This window comes from Chryseobacterium indologenes (genome assembly GCA_016025055.1).
Lineage (GTDB): Bacteria > Bacteroidota > Bacteroidia > Flavobacteriales > Weeksellaceae > Chryseobacterium > Chryseobacterium indologenes.
Genome location: CP065590.1, coordinates 2,698,550 through 2,712,372, shown reverse-complemented (window position 1 = coordinate 2,712,372; position 13,823 = coordinate 2,698,550). Strand labels below are relative to the sequence as shown.

Below are 13,823 nucleotides of genomic sequence, written 5' to 3'. Positions count from 1 at the left end.
TTATGAGCGACTCTATAATTTTAGGTATTGAATCGTCTTGCGACGACACCTCAGCAGCTATCATCAAGGGGAATTCTATTCTTTCGAATATTGCCGCAAATCAGGCTATCCACAAAGAATATGGTGGTGTAGTCCCTGAACTGGCTTCACGAGCCCATCAACAAAACATTATCCCCGTTGTTGAAAAATCCTTTACCAAAGCAAATATACAACAAAATGCAATTTCAGCTATAGGATTTACACGTGGACCCGGACTTTTGGGATCACTTCTTGTAGGGACATCATTTGCTAAGTCTTTGGCTATGAGCCTTAATGTACCGCTTATTGAAGTGAATCATCTTCAAGCCCATATTCTGGCCCATTTCATCGAGGATGCAAATCCTGTGCCGCCCACATTTCCTTTCCTTTGCCTTACTGTAAGCGGCGGACACACCATGATCGTCGTCGTAAAAGACTATTTTGATATGGAAATTGTCGGTAAAACGATCGATGATGCTGCGGGTGAAGCTTTTGATAAAATAGGTAAAATATTTGATCTTGATTATCCTGCAGGACCTATTATTGATAGGCTGGCGAAAGAAGGAAATCCTGATGCCTTCACGTTTAACAAACCTAAGCTTGAAAATTACGATTATTCTTTCAGCGGGATTAAAACATCAGTATTGTATTTCATCCAGAAAGAAGTGAGAAAAAATCCTGATTTCATCAAAGAAAACCTTAATGATCTTTGTGCTTCCGTACAGAAATGTATCATTGAAATCTTAATGAATAAGCTTGAAAAAGCGGCTAAGGAGCTCAACATTAAAGAAGTTGCCATTGCCGGTGGTGTTTCGGCGAATTCTGCCTTGAGAAAAGCAATGGAAAATAACCGTGAAAAACTGGGCTGGAATATTTACATCCCAAAATTTGAGTACACCACGGATAATGCGGCAATGATTGCTATGGTTGCCCAACTGAAGTTTGAAAGAGGAGAATTTACCGATTTAAGGACTACGGCCACTGCAAAATATGATTTATGAAAATATTGTTAGAAGAAAAAATACTTGGAACACATTCTAAGAAAAACTCAAAATATTATTGGGTATTAGAAACGATTACTGGTAAAAATGAAGTTACCCATGAATTTGTAGAAGAAGATTTCCAAATGATAAGTTCGGAAACAGGGTACATCCAGAATATAAAGGAAGAAATTCTTGAGAAAATAAACTCAGAGAATGTTTTTAGTTTTCCGTATGAACCGAAAGAAGGAGATTATCTATCGATTAAAAATAATTTAAGAAAAAATGAATATCTGAATATGATTTTCATGAATAATCTTTGGGTAGAAGAAATCTATATGTGCTCTTATCGTGATTGCGAAGGTGATATTTATACGACGATAAAGACGGGTGTGGCATTTTTAAGCGAAAATGAAATTTACTTTTAATAATCACTTATACATAAATTCAGGAAGATTCTAAATATTTGAATATGAAACTTTTTTACGGAGAAATTGAGGGAAGTCAGGTAACAATCAACGACGAAGAGCAACAGCATATTGTAAAGGTTCTCCGCATGAAAAACGGTGAAGAAATTCATGTGACCGACGGAAAAGGAAGTCTGGCATCCGGGAAGCTTTTGATTGAAGGCAAAAAAGCAAATATGGAAGTGGATACAATTAAAACGGACTTCCCAAATTTTAATCCGAAACTTCATATTGCAATCGCTCCAACGAAAAATATTGACCGTATCGAGTTTTTTGTAGAGAAAGCCGTTGAAATGGGAATTTCTGAGATCACGATTTTACAGACAGAGAAAACGGAACGTAAAAATATTAATATTGATAAATTAAGAAAGCAAGCAATTTCCGCTTCAAAACAAAGCTTGAGATTTCATTTTCCTAATATTAATGATTTGACTAAAATCACGGATTTTCTAAAAAATACCAGTCCTCAAAACACTTTTGTGGCCCACTGTCATGAAAATCTGGAAAGAACGGACCTGAACCATATTCCGGTGATGGAGCAAGTTACCTTTTTAATCGGCCCTGAAGGTGATTTTTCTGAAAAGGAAATTTCGTTTCTGGCACAGCATAATATCAAAGCTGTTTCACTGGGGAATCAGAGATTGAGAACTGAAACTGCCGGAATTTTCGTTGCAGCATGGAATTATAACAAAATGATTTAGTGGTTCATCTTTTGATTCCTGTTTCGCCTAAAAAGCGGAATCAACAGATGATAGGGAAACAGCGCTGCTAAAACAAAAAAGATAGCATTTCTGAAATCTGCAAGAACGAACACGATATTGTACAGGTGGAATACTACAATGAACAGCATAAAAAATGTAAGCAATTTTCTGTTAAAAGCTCCAAGAAAACAAAGAAGCTGTAAGCTTATTCCTGTCATTGTGAGGAAAACCCAAAGATTTTCATAGGCATACACCTCTTTCATCCAGACGGGTATATCTAAGTCAGCTACCCAATAATTATCATAGGAATTTAATTTTGCAGAATTTTTATTAATCCATAGCATTTTATCAGTACCCTTAATAATATTTTTAGCCGTTCCTAAAAACTTGCTGGCACCTGCATAAGTATAAGTCATTAAAAGACCTAAATAAAAATACTGAATTAATTTATAATCATTTTCCTTAAGATATGTTGGAAGCAAAAATATACTTAAGAAAAATCCTAAAATAACCAAATGATTATCATGATGAAGCCCAAAATTTGCAGACAAAGGAAGATTGATGACTGCCATCAGTAAAAATATGAGAATATTGAGAATGTAAGACGGTTTAAAAATAGAAATAATAATAAACAAACTACAACTTATTAAAAGCACTCCAAATAATAAAATATCAGGAAATTCGGGAAATATAATTTTTTCCACTAAAAAGAAAGGTTCATAAATTTCCTTCGGTCTACCCTGCAACTCGGAAAATCTATAATATTGAGATAGCAGCCAGTATAATCCGACTATCCTCATCGCATAGTAAGCTATTTTATAGTTAAATACAGTCAGTTGAGAATATTTCATTATAAGACAGTAATAAGTTTTTTGTGAATTTTTGTTCTTTCTTTACCTATATCTTTGGGATTATAGGATTCTTTATAAAGCAGATACTCTTCGAATTCGGGCCTTATATTTTTAACAAAAACAAAAAGTTTCTTCATATTCTCTTCTTTGTTGTCATTCATTTCAATCTTCCCTCCATATAAATTCACTATTCCCTCTTCATCATTAGCTTCATAACTTGCTGTGGTCTTGTTAAGAATTCTTATTGTGTCACCATTTTTGATTCCGTATAATTTATACCTATCTACTGAATTCTCTCCTCCGCTTGGTACTGTAAATAGCTTCCAGCTAGCAAACGGATATATTTCCTTATATCCCTTTTCTTGCATAATCAGACTTAAAAAAGAAGCAATTATGGAAAAAAAGAACAGATGTAGAGTATACTTTTTCATTCTTATTGTTTAATGATGTTGTGATCTGCCCGGTATTTTGCTAAAATTTCCTTTCCGCTCTTAATGGAATTGGTAGCCCAAAGAATTTTCATCCTTAACAGCTTTTCTTCATCTAACTTATAGTCAATATCAGAGTTGATAAGCTTTTGTTTCAATTCATACATACAAATTGAAGCAGCTACAGAAACATTAAAACTTCTGGTAAAGCCATACATCGGAATGGCAAGTGTCTCATCCGCAAAATCCAGAATTTCCTGCGAAACGCCCTCCATTTCAGTTCCAAAAACTAAGGCTATGGGTTCTGTTATTTCATATTCCGGTAACATTTTAGCATTTTTTTCCAGTGAAACTGCTACAATTTTGTACCCTCTGTCTTTAATATTCTGGAAAGATTCCATATTGCGGGGAAGTTTCTCGACCTCTACCCACGTATCGGCTCCTTTTGTTACACGAAGATTCGGTTCAAAACTGTATTCCTCCTGCAGGGCCACCACTTTATGAAAACCGCAGGCCTCTACAGAACGCACAATTGCTGCGGCATTTCGAAACTGATAAACATCTTCTACCACGGGAAGTACAAAATCGGAGCTTTCCTGCGAAAAATGTTCAATTTTTGCGAGTCTTTCTTCAGTTAAAAATTGTTTTAAATATTCAAAAGTTTGTGCTAAGTCTTTCATCTGCATTCAGTTATTTTTTTCAAGCGACTATTATAACGTCTTTACCAGCATCTTATTTTCGTAAAATACAAAGATAAGCGTTTCATTCATTTTCAAATCTTTGCAAATTAACGTAATTTTGAACTATGAACCTTATCCGGGTTGAAATTCTTAATTAAAAATAATACATGAAACGAAAAGTCCTGCTTATCTATACGGGTGGAACCATTGGTATGGAAAAAGATTATGAAACCGGAAGCCTCCGTGCCTTTGATTTCGGAAATATATTTGAAAAGATGCCTGAAATGAAGCTGATGGAATGTGAAGTTTTCGTACATCCTTTTGCAAAACCACTGGATTCTTCAGATATGGGCCCGGAAGAATGGAGAGTGATTGCTAATTATATTTACAAGAATTATAATGATTATGACGGATTCCTGATTCTGCACGGCACAGATACGATGTCTTATACGGCATCAGCTCTGAGTTTCATGTTAAAAGGGTTAAGAAAACCTGTCATCATGACGGGTTCACAGCTTCCGATCGGTGACCTGAGAACGGATGCAAAGGAAAATCTTCTGACAAGTCTGTATTATGCCAGTCTCTATGAAAATGATGAAGCAGTCATTCAGGAGGTCGCTATTTATTTTGAATATAAGCTCCTAAGAGGAAACAGAACCCTTAAATATTCTGCGGAGTATTTTGACGCTTATGCAAGTCCGAACTACCCAATTTTGGGGCAATCGGGTGTTCATTTAAATATCATCAAAGACAACTTATTCCGTTGTGACCCGAAGGTAGAATTCCATGTGGATGAACATATTTCTGAAGATATTTTATTCTGGAGAATTTTCCCGGGAATGCATCTGAGTCATTTCAGGGAGATTCCTAAAATGAAAGTTCTTATTCTTCAGGTTTTTGGTTCCGGAACGATTTTCAGCAGTGAAAAGACACAGGAAACACTTCAGGAAATCAGAAATAACGGTACTGAAATCGTAGTGGTGAGCCAGTGTATATCAGGTGGTATTTCTTTTGGGAAATATGAAAACAGTAATATTTTCTCAAGAATCGGAGCAATCTCAGGAAGAGATATGACTGCAGAAACAGCGATAACCAAAGCCATGCACCTGATCGACAACCCAAATTACACCGGAAGTTTCGCCGATAACTTCACCAAAAGCCTTTGTGGAGAAATAACTGGTGAAAAATTGCAATAATAATTTGGAAATTCAAGAAAATACTCTATTTTTGCAGTCTCAAAAAGAAAGGTGTCCGAGTGGTTGAAGGAGCTACCCTGGAAAGGTAGTATACGGGTAACTGTATCGAGGGTTCGAATCCCTTCCTTTCTGCAAAGAAAAACAAAGCCTGTGCTGATTTTAGCGCAGGCTTATTTTTTTGTGATTATTTTTAATATGCGTTTAAACGGATCAGGTGTAAAAGTTGGGGCTACACGAAAAGGCTGGCTTATCTGAAGAGAAAAAACGTTCTGTCTTTTACACGTCTAAGTTGTATTCCGAAGTTTTACAAAACGCAAAGGGAGGATGCCATTGCTTATTGATGCGGGAGCTAAGAAATGACAAGGTCGCTGATAAAGCTTAGAAAGAATCAATGAAGTCGATTTCATCATTTGCTTGATTGCAATTTTTTTATTGAATCCGTGCCTGCTCGCAATGGAAATAATAAATGTCAAGCTTTATGTTACATTCAACATCATACCGGCAAAATATTTCAACCTCCTGTTTTTGTTTCCTTAATCTTATTCCTAAAACTTTCCTAAATCTGTCGCTTATTTTGTCATGTTTTTAAACAGTATTATCAGAATTTGAATAAACATTGCATGAATAAAGCCTCTAATTTTGTATCCACTAATCATTCCCGCTGTTTCACACCGGAATTCGTATCAGAATTTTCGGCTTCGCAGCTATTATTACTACTATTCAAAAAATTGTTGATGACATTAAGCATAAGGAAATTTTTCGTCGGGTTATTTTTATTAAGTTTCATGACCGGTATTGTGCAGGCACAGATCAGCCCGCCCGGATTGGGGGATGCCAGTACTGCTTTCTGGTCAGCTTTCGGAGTAAAACGCCAGCTGGATTCTCTGGGAAAAAAATCGACGATGAGCTATATTGCAATAGGCCGCAAAAGTAGCCCTGACAATGATAATTTGTTTTCAAAACAGGCTATTTTTGTAGTAAACCACGAATTTTATCATTCTTTTGCTCCCCATCAGCAATACAGCTATGCCATCAGCTATCGACGACAGCCGCAATACGAGAGTGAGGCACCCTATGAAAAGGAAAGTACTGAACAGGAATTCAGAATTTACGGACGATATGCCTACACCTTTGACCTGGGTAAAAGGTTTAAATTAAAAAACACGGTAAGACAGGAATTCAGGAAATTTTTTGATGCAGGATTTCATCAGGTTGAAGAAGATTTTCAATTGAGAACCCGTATCAAAAGTCAGCTGACCTACAATTTATCACCAAAAAACAATCAGAAACTGGCTTTGGGTGCAGAAGCCCTGTTTTCGATCAGCCATATGAATGAGCCGGACGCCCAATGGAACTCCTTTGGGTATAGGGAAATGCGGCTTACAGCCTATTATATGTTTAGTATCCCCCATTCTCCCTTTACTGTGGATATCGGCTATATGGATGACCTGATCCGCGGAAGTGAAAGCATTCATCACGGAGGTGTACATTACGTGGCTGCTGATCTGATCTGGAATATTCCTTATAAAAAAACTAGTTATTAACTTTACTATGATACAAAAATCCCGGTCATTGCTGTCCGGGATTTTGTCGGAAGAATATCTTCCATCAATATAATTAAGTATGAATGTATGGTGTAAATGTGTAAATGTTTAATTGCATAATGTTAAAAACTGTCGGCTCATCTGCACATTGAATTTGGCCTCTGATTTCGACTGCGCATAGATGGTATGTTCGAAAGCACGAACTGTTTTCAACTTCTTATCAATAAACTCAGCGATTTCTACGATGGAGAAAATAAATTCCTTATAGGTTGTCATATTCACTGTTTGTCCGTAATAAGGAAGATACGCTTTCAAAAAAGGAAGCACCTTCTGATGACGGTTGTAGCTGATACAATAGCCTACTCCTTCTACGGAAGTGATACTGTCATAATGATTGATGTAATCATGGATACTTTTATTTCCCTGTAAAGCAGATCTGTTTTTTGAGCAATACCTGTTGATTTTATCTAAAATATGCTGAGCATATTCCATCATTGAAATATTTTTGAACTCAAATACGTGGTCCAGGTTTTTTCCGGATATTGTATCTTTTTCACAATGGGTACAAAAAGAAATTCCGATCTTCTCGTGGTAGGGAAAGAAGCAGTCTTTAATTTCAATGGAAGCATCTGCCTGCAACTTATCCGCAGCAAAGTTGTAGTAAACGTACGGACTGTACAAATCTGCAAGTGCCTTAAGATAATCTATCTCGCTTGCGTTATGATATTCTTCAAACCATTTCTCAAGATTATGATAATAGTTGCTTTCAAAGTCTGTAAAGTTTAAGTAAAATGGCAATTCCATAGCTCTGTAATTTTGATGAGACAAAGCTATATCTGTAATGCGACAAAACTTGACGTAATATATTTTTGTGTAAATTAATTTTTAAAATAGATGATTGGAGAGAATGGGCAAAAGAATAAAGAATAAAGAATAAAGAGGAAAGATGAGAGACGGATAGATGATAGACATACAATGCTGCAATGGCGATTATGTTTTTTTCAAATACAAAATTCATTGGTAAAGGTACCATGCTTCTATCCCACATTTTCAATTCTCAATTCTCAATTCTCAATTTTCAATTTTCAACTATTTATCGTAGTTTTTCATTACATATTCAAAGTAGTGGATCATTTTCAGGTAGTTTTCGATGCTGAGGTATTCGTTGGTACTGTGGATACTCTGCTGTTCTGCACTGTTGATTTTGATGGGCATAAATCGGTATACATTTTTGCTGACAATCTCATACTTTCCTGCATCTGTACCTGCCATCGTAAGATAAGGAGTCACAATTGCTCCCGGATGTATTTCTCTGACGCCTGCTTCTATTAGTTTAAATGCTTTTGTATTGGTTGGGGATATGGCGGATGCTTCCCTGGTATTATCAATTTCTTCAACTTCCACCTCAAAGCCCTTGGTTGCTCTGGCAATATGATCTCTGACATCCTTTACACTGTTTCCGGGAAGAAGTCTGAAATTGACTACAAATTCCACCTCTGGAGAAAGAACATTGGTTCCGTCGCTGCCCTTCATCATCGTTAAAGCGGTTGTTGTTCTTACCAAAGCATTGGTTGTATTATTTTTGGTTAACTGTGAGATCAGTAACGGTTTTAAAAGCCACTGATTGGCTAATGCAAGCCTTGTTGTAAATGGCATTTCACCACCGATATTATTAAAAAATTCTTTGATTAACGGAGTGATCTCCGGTTTCATCTGATCATCCTCAAGGCGCTGCATGATGACAGCTGCTTTTCCGATGGCGCTTTCCATAGGAGGCATGGATGAATGCCCTCCCAATCCTTTAACTTTAATTTTTGCGGAAAGGAAGCCTTTTTCTGCACAGCCTACTACCGCAACATCAGTATCTATTCCCGCTACATTGCCTTTTCTCATTATCAATCCGCCTTCATCATATACGGCATCGAATTTCAATCCTTTTTTCTTGAAATAATCAGCAATCTGTATTGCTCCTTTTTGTCCTCCTACTTCTTCGTCAAATCCAAAAGCAAGGTAGATATCGCGTTGCGGAATTTGCTTATTTTTAATCAAACTATTCATGGATTCCATTAAAGAGAAAAGCATCCCTTTCATGTCGATGGCTCCCCTTCCGTAGATCCTCCCATTTGCCACAACGCCTGAAAAAGGTGCAAAATCCCAATCTTCAGCTACTGTTGAAACAGGCTCCGAAGGTTGATCATCCGGGCGGAATATATTTTCTTCTTTATTTTTTATATCGGCATCTCCCGGAGGAACTACATCCATGTGGGAAAGGAAAAGAATCGGTTCTAAGGACTGATTACTGCCTTTCAGCCTGAACACAAGACCATATTGATTGACCTCAACGTTTTCTGTATATTGAAATACCAGTGGGTAAGATGTTTTCAAATATTCTTTAAACCGGGCAAAAGGTTCATAATTAAATTCACCCAAACTTCCTGTAGATACTGTAGGAATCTTTATTCCTCCCGAAAGGTGCATGACTGCTGAATCGTTTTTTACAGGTTTCCACCCTTCTCCTGTTCCTGTATTGTTTTTCTTAAAAGGATAGGTATACGTTTTAACCAGAACAATAGCAGCAAGGATAACAATGATCCCCAGAAGAATTAAAAGAAATTTTTTCATAGCAATAGGTTTGTGGTGTAGTTTGGTCTTATAAATATAGGAAAGTATTTCTTCTTTAACAACATTAGCCTCCGCCCGTATCGATGATTTCACATACATCTCAAAAATAAAGGCTGCTTTACGAGATTTTATGCAGAATCTTTTCTGTGTATAATTCAGGTTGCACCATCGGTCCTATTCATCTGTGAAACAATATTATCACAGCTGATCGTCATAGTAGTACCGAAAAGACAAAACCTTTCCGGTTCCGAAAAGGTTTTTATTTATTTTGAACCCAATTAATTGAGAATTCCGTTCATGTGCGTAAGGATGACTGGAGCTTCGTCGGTAACAATGATCGTATGTTCGTGCTGAGCCATATAGCCTCCTTTATTTCCAACCATGGTCCACCCGTCTTTAAGTTCTACAGCAATATTTGAATCGGTAGAGATAAAGGTTTCAATGGCCACTACGGAGTTTTTCCTGAAGCGTCTGGTATCGAAACGGTTCCTGTAATTAAGCAGTTCATCAGGTTCTTCGTGTAAGCTTCTTCCCACTCCGTGCCCGCCGAGGTTTTTGATAACTTTATAGCCTCTTTTCCTGGCTTCATTTTCCATCAAAGCTCCGATGTCAGCTATTTTCACGCCGCCTTTTATATTATTGATGGCTTTTTGCAGAATTTCTTTGGACGCCTCTACCAGTTTCTGGTGTTGATATTTGTCTTCTCCCAGCACAAAAGATCCGCCATTATCAGCCCAGTACCCCTCAAGTTCTGCAGATACATCAATATTGATCAGGTCACCTTCTTGTAGTATTCTTTTTCGGAGGGAATCCCGTGACAGAATTCGTTATCTACGCTGATGCACGTCCAGCCGGGAAATCCATAGGTAAGATAAGGGGCCGATTTGGCTCCGAAGTCTGCTAATATCCTGGCTCCATATTCATCGAGATCTTTTGTCGTCATACCGGGTTGGGCATATCGGGTCATCTCCCGTAACGTATAGGCTACCGCTTCACTTATTTTCTGCATTCCTGCCAGTTCGTATTCGTTTGTGATGGACATTGTCTTTATTTTGATTGTTGATATTGACAAAGTTATGAAATTAAAACAGGGAAAAAGAAAATCACTATTCAACGGGATTAGTATTTGAGACCGGTTGGTCTGACAAGTTCTGTTGATAAAGAGTGGAAGTAAGATATTCTTGATCTTTTATAGTGTTGAAACGCTTATTAGCTTGAGAATAGCAGATACCTTACAGAGATCAAAATTAAGAGCTTCCCTATCATTATCCAATATCTTTTCTAAAAACTCCCAATCTTCTGTGATGCTTCCGATCGTAAGTTTAGGCTCTTCATACACATTAAATGATTCGTCAACAGGAATATTCCAATATAGATCCTGTGTAAAAGAAAATTTAGAAACCTCAGACCTTTCTAATTTTTGCACCAAAGTCAATAAGAGTTTTTTTATATCTTCTTTCTGAATTTCAATTGTTTTTTCCATTTGTATTTTTCTTTATTAGTACATCTGCCCCCATGAAAGGATTTGTGCAGCAACAAGGTTCGCAGTCTTCGTAAAAGATTCTCTTTTACTTGTCTGTCAAGATGGTATTTATACTGGTAGATATAACGGTTTTCTTATAATAAAGCCACTGCAATGCAGTGGCTTTTACTTTTATTTAAGAGCACGCGTAAGACACACGTGCCAGCAGGGCTATCTCTGGCAAAATTTACGATTGCACCTCCAAGATCTCATAATATACTTTTTTTGAACTAAACCTCAAACTAAACTGTATTAGATATATTATTTACTCACTCAAAGTCAGAAATTTTGTGTGGCTTAGATATTCAGAAACATTATTTTGAATTTGTAATTTCAAAACCACTCTTAGCAAATTCTTGGTAAAAGTCATCAAATAAAATATTGTTTGAAAAGTAATTTTCAAAGTTCTTATATCCCTTTATTTTTAACACCGGCATTTTTTCTCTTTTTTTCATTGATTCATCAATATTACATAAACAATCTATAAATGAATTTATTTCGGTTCCAAAATATCCATATGAATTAAAGAAAGCTTTACCAATTTCATAATAGACATCCAAATCGGTTCTAACTTTTGACAAGTCAATTTCTATAACCTGATTCATATTATCTATTGTTTCTCTAACTCCATTCAATAGGAAACAACCTCTTAAGTAATAGTACTTTTGTTTATCACTTAATTCATACCATTTTATTTTTTCTTTTTTATCAGTGAGAAGTTTAAAATTATCTATATACCCCTGATTATATATCCATAAAGGATCGTCAAGAGTTCCTGTTAAAACAATTTCTCTGTTTTTAATTAAGATATCTAAGACATTAAAAAAATAATCGTTTCTAAAAGCTTTAAGGCTTTTAAAAGAAACTCTAATAATTATATCTTGCTTAGAAATTTCTCCAAATTGAAGATTGATAGCCTTAATATCATCTCTTTTAATAACTATTTTGTCAAAATCTTTTTTACGAATGAGCTTTATATATTTCGTTGTCAATAACGATTTTTCTTCTGATAAAAATTTTATTTCCATTTTACTGCTGAACTTGTTGGTATTTGTATAATTTTAGTATAATCGTGATCAAAAACACCCCCCCATCTTCCATCTGGATGTTGAATAATTCTACTACCATTTAATGTACTTCCAGGGATATCTTTTATTTTCCATTCTAAAGCTCCCGCCCACTTAACGTTATGTCTTACTGTTTCTTGTACTCCATTTCTCATTATCGGATTACCTCTCCCTGCTAAGATATTAATGAAATCATTTGTTACAGTTTTTGGTAAGTTCTCTGGATCAATTCTTAAAGAACTCGCTCCCCAAATCTTTGACATTGCAGCTCTTGAAAGTGCCTTTCTTTCTAATCCCTCAGCAGCAGCCTCTGGATTAATAAAAAGCATACCAACTATCCCTACATTTTCTCTTTCTTCAGCATAAGGTCCTACTCCCATATTTCCAATTGCTGAATAAGGATCTGTATTTCCAAACAAAAAGGTTTGTAATAAAAGTCCTGTTATATCACCTATTTTAAATTGTGATTCTGTTATTTCAACAGCAGGGCCAGCTTCAACCTTTGCACGTTTTTCACTCCCAAACAATCCTCTAAAAAAGCCACCTATTTTATTCCAAATACTTCCATTATTTTTAGATCGAGGAGGGTTGCCCGACACCAAATCTGAAAAAGCATCTCTCGCATAACTTCCTTCATATACAGTTCCATAATCAGTTTCATAAACACCTCCACCACCTCCAGGTGCTAAAGTTTCTCCATAATCTATATTACCGTATGATCCTCTTCCCAACCAATTGGGGTTTGTCCAACCGGAAGTCGCATCAGGACGAGAATCTGACATCATCCTAAATTGGTTCAAGGGAGCCATTCCATCAGGATCGATAAAACTGATCGGGTTATTGAAAGCATAGTTATAAGGACTATGGCGTCTCATTATCTCCGCCATAGGATCTATCACGCCCCATCTTCCCAGATCAGGCATATACATCCTCGCTCCAAAATCATACATCCCTGTTTCCTGAAGTTCTTTGCTTCCAAATTTATAAGAATGATAGTTAGAGAAAGGTGAAATATTTCCGCCTCCGATATGGTTAAGCCCAAATGGATAATAGTTGTTGGTTCCGGTAATTTCAGGAGCACCTGCGCTGTTTCTTGCGAAACTTACCCGTACTGAACTGCGTTCGCAGTAAAAGGTTCTCTTTTACTCGTCTGTAAAGGTGGTCTTTGTATGGTAAATATAGCTGTTTTATAAGAAAACCACTGAGATAACAGTGGCTTTATCATTGTTCAAGGATGAGCGAGATGCTCGCCCCAGAGGATAGAATAAAAAATCATTTAAACCTATCATTACCAAAAATTCTATAGACTATAGGACTTAAGCCAGCGGTAACAATTAAAAACAATCCTATATTGGATAAATTCAATTTACCGGGGAATATAATCATTAACATAAGCCATGTTAACATTATACTAATCACAAAATAGCCATATATTCTAGAAGATTTCGTCTTATACCAATTATATTCAATAATTGGATTGTTAATTCTATCTTTATTCTTCAAATTAATAATCTCAATAAAATGTTTTTTAAAATCTAAATAATCACTAGTCTCTTTTTTAGGGATATTTAAAAAATTTTATAAGAACTAAAAACTAATCTACATCCGTAATAATTTTCAGTTTCACTAAAGCTATAATTACTAATATGTGATAAATCAATTTTTTTATTATTAAAAGAAATATAATTATTGTCTAAAGATATATTGTAAGTATTCATAGAATTCTTTTTTATTAAAACAAAACTAA

Annotated in this window: 13 protein-coding genes, 1 tRNA gene and 1 pseudogene; 6 read left to right on the top strand and 9 right to left on the bottom strand. The window is 35.9% G+C overall.

The genetic code is table 11. The annotated features are described in order from the left end of the window. Positions 1 to 2 precede the first annotated feature (2 nt). From tsaD to H3Z85_12445, 3 genes are read left to right on the top strand one after another with little or no spacing between them, the layout of a single operon-like run. On the top strand, positions 3 to 1,019 hold the full coding sequence (gene tsaD / locus H3Z85_12455) for a tRNA (adenosine(37)-N6)-threonylcarbamoyltransferase complex transferase subunit TsaD (protein QPQ50324.1): 1,017 nt from the start codon (positions 3 to 5) through the stop codon (positions 1,017 to 1,019). Next, the gene (locus tag H3Z85_12450) at positions 1,016 to 1,426 is read left to right on the top strand and encodes a hypothetical protein (GenBank protein QPQ50323.1); all 411 of its coding nucleotides are present in this window, start codon (positions 1,016 to 1,018) and stop codon (positions 1,424 to 1,426) included. The genes tsaD and H3Z85_12450 overlap by 4 nt, the downstream gene beginning before the upstream one ends. A 44-nt stretch (positions 1,427 to 1,470) precedes the next feature. Continuing rightward, positions 1,471 to 2,166, top strand: a complete 696-nt coding sequence (locus H3Z85_12445; GenBank protein ID QPQ50322.1) for a 16S rRNA (uracil(1498)-N(3))-methyltransferase — start codon at positions 1,471 to 1,473, stop codon at positions 2,164 to 2,166. On the opposite strand, the gene H3Z85_12440 is transcribed toward H3Z85_12445, so the two are convergent. Genes H3Z85_12440 through H3Z85_12430 form a run of 3 tightly spaced genes read right to left on the bottom strand, consistent with a single transcriptional unit; the run spans position 2,163 to position 4,131 of the window. Continuing rightward, complete coding sequence (locus H3Z85_12440; GenBank protein QPQ50321.1) at positions 2,163 to 3,017, bottom strand: hypothetical protein; 855 nt, start codon at positions 3,015 to 3,017, stop codon at positions 2,163 to 2,165. The genes H3Z85_12445 and H3Z85_12440 overlap by 4 nt on opposite strands. Further along, positions 3,017 to 3,448: a hypothetical protein gene (locus H3Z85_12435; protein ID QPQ50320.1), complete on the bottom strand. Its 432-nt coding sequence runs from the start codon at positions 3,446 to 3,448 to the stop codon at positions 3,017 to 3,019. The genes H3Z85_12440 and H3Z85_12435 overlap by 1 nt, the downstream gene beginning before the upstream one ends. Positions 3,449 to 3,450: 2 nt before the next feature. After that, positions 3,451 to 4,131: an RNA methyltransferase gene (locus tag H3Z85_12430; protein QPQ50319.1), complete on the bottom strand. Its 681-nt coding sequence runs from the start codon at positions 4,129 to 4,131 to the stop codon at positions 3,451 to 3,453. A 161-nt stretch (positions 4,132 to 4,292) separates the two neighbouring features. Between H3Z85_12430 and H3Z85_12425 the strand changes: the two genes are divergently transcribed. From H3Z85_12425 to H3Z85_12415, 3 genes are all read left to right on the top strand, one after another. Then, positions 4,293 to 5,321, top strand: coding sequence for an asparaginase (locus H3Z85_12425; GenBank protein ID QPQ50318.1), 1,029 nt, complete (start codon positions 4,293 to 4,295; stop codon positions 5,319 to 5,321). A gap of 45 nt (positions 5,322 to 5,366) precedes the next feature. Further along, positions 5,367 to 5,453: transfer RNA gene (locus H3Z85_12420), tRNA-Ser, on the top strand. Positions 5,454 to 6,055: 602 nt separating this feature from the next. Further along, the gene (locus H3Z85_12415; GenBank protein ID QPQ50317.1) at positions 6,056 to 6,865 is read left to right on the top strand and encodes a DUF2490 domain-containing protein; all 810 of its coding nucleotides are present in this window, start codon (positions 6,056 to 6,058) and stop codon (positions 6,863 to 6,865) included. A 108-nt stretch (positions 6,866 to 6,973) separates the two neighbouring features. Here H3Z85_12415 and H3Z85_12410 read toward each other — a convergent pair whose 3' ends face one another. The 6 genes and pseudogenes from H3Z85_12410 to H3Z85_12385 form a co-directional block, all read right to left on the bottom strand. Further along, entirely contained in the window at positions 6,974 to 7,669 is a 696-nt protein-coding gene (locus tag H3Z85_12410; GenBank protein QPQ50316.1) for a hypothetical protein, read from the bottom strand. A 285-nt stretch (positions 7,670 to 7,954) separates the two neighbouring features. After that, on the bottom strand, positions 7,955 to 9,487 hold the full coding sequence (locus tag H3Z85_12405; protein ID QPQ50315.1) for a M20/M25/M40 family metallo-hydrolase: 1,533 nt from the start codon (positions 9,485 to 9,487) through the stop codon (positions 7,955 to 7,957). Between the two features lie 278 nt (positions 9,488 to 9,765). Continuing rightward, positions 9,766 to 10,529: pseudogene (map, locus tag H3Z85_12400) on the bottom strand (type I methionyl aminopeptidase). 147 nt (positions 10,530 to 10,676) lie between these two features. Beyond that, on the bottom strand, positions 10,677 to 10,970 hold the full coding sequence (locus H3Z85_12395) for a hypothetical protein (protein ID QPQ50314.1): 294 nt from the start codon (positions 10,968 to 10,970) through the stop codon (positions 10,677 to 10,679). Positions 10,971 to 11,323: 353 nt separating this feature from the next. Continuing rightward, on the bottom strand, positions 11,324 to 12,037 hold the full coding sequence (locus H3Z85_12390; protein ID QPQ50313.1) for a barstar family protein: 714 nt from the start codon (positions 12,035 to 12,037) through the stop codon (positions 11,324 to 11,326). After that, positions 12,028 to 13,146 (bottom strand): RHS repeat-associated core domain-containing protein, encoded by a 1,119-nt coding sequence (locus H3Z85_12385; protein ID QPQ53890.1) that lies wholly within the window; start codon positions 13,144 to 13,146, stop codon positions 12,028 to 12,030. The genes H3Z85_12390 and H3Z85_12385 overlap by 10 nt, the downstream gene beginning before the upstream one ends. Positions 13,147 to 13,823 lie beyond the last annotated feature (677 nt).

What these genes read in the sequence shown, in the direction of transcription:
- tsaD (QPQ50324.1), top strand. Translation starts at nt 3, where the DNA reads ATGAGCGACTCTATAATTTTAGGTATTGAATCGTCTTGCGACGACACC.
- H3Z85_12450 (QPQ50323.1), top strand. Translation starts at nt 1,016, where the DNA reads ATGAAAATATTGTTAGAAGAAAAAATACTTGGAACACATTCTAAGAAA.
- H3Z85_12445 (QPQ50322.1), top strand. Translation starts at nt 1,471, where the DNA reads ATGAAACTTTTTTACGGAGAAATTGAGGGAAGTCAGGTAACAATCAAC.
- H3Z85_12440 (QPQ50321.1), bottom strand. Translation starts at nt 3,017, where the DNA reads ATGAAATATTCTCAACTGACTGTATTTAACTATAAAATAGCTTACTAT.
- H3Z85_12435 (QPQ50320.1), bottom strand. Translation starts at nt 3,448, where the DNA reads ATGAAAAAGTATACTCTACATCTGTTCTTTTTTTCCATAATTGCTTCT.
- H3Z85_12430 (QPQ50319.1), bottom strand. Translation starts at nt 4,131, where the DNA reads ATGCAGATGAAAGACTTAGCACAAACTTTTGAATATTTAAAACAATTT.
- H3Z85_12425 (QPQ50318.1), top strand. Translation starts at nt 4,293, where the DNA reads ATGAAACGAAAAGTCCTGCTTATCTATACGGGTGGAACCATTGGTATG.
- H3Z85_12415 (QPQ50317.1), top strand. Translation starts at nt 6,056, where the DNA reads ATGACATTAAGCATAAGGAAATTTTTCGTCGGGTTATTTTTATTAAGT.
- H3Z85_12410 (QPQ50316.1), bottom strand. Translation starts at nt 7,669, where the DNA reads ATGGAATTGCCATTTTACTTAAACTTTACAGACTTTGAAAGCAACTAT.
- H3Z85_12405 (QPQ50315.1), bottom strand. Translation starts at nt 9,487, where the DNA reads ATGAAAAAATTTCTTTTAATTCTTCTGGGGATCATTGTTATCCTTGCT.
- H3Z85_12395 (QPQ50314.1), bottom strand. Translation starts at nt 10,970, where the DNA reads ATGGAAAAAACAATTGAAATTCAGAAAGAAGATATAAAAAAACTCTTA.
- H3Z85_12390 (QPQ50313.1), bottom strand. Translation starts at nt 12,037, where the DNA reads ATGGAAATAAAATTTTTATCAGAAGAAAAATCGTTATTGACAACGAAA.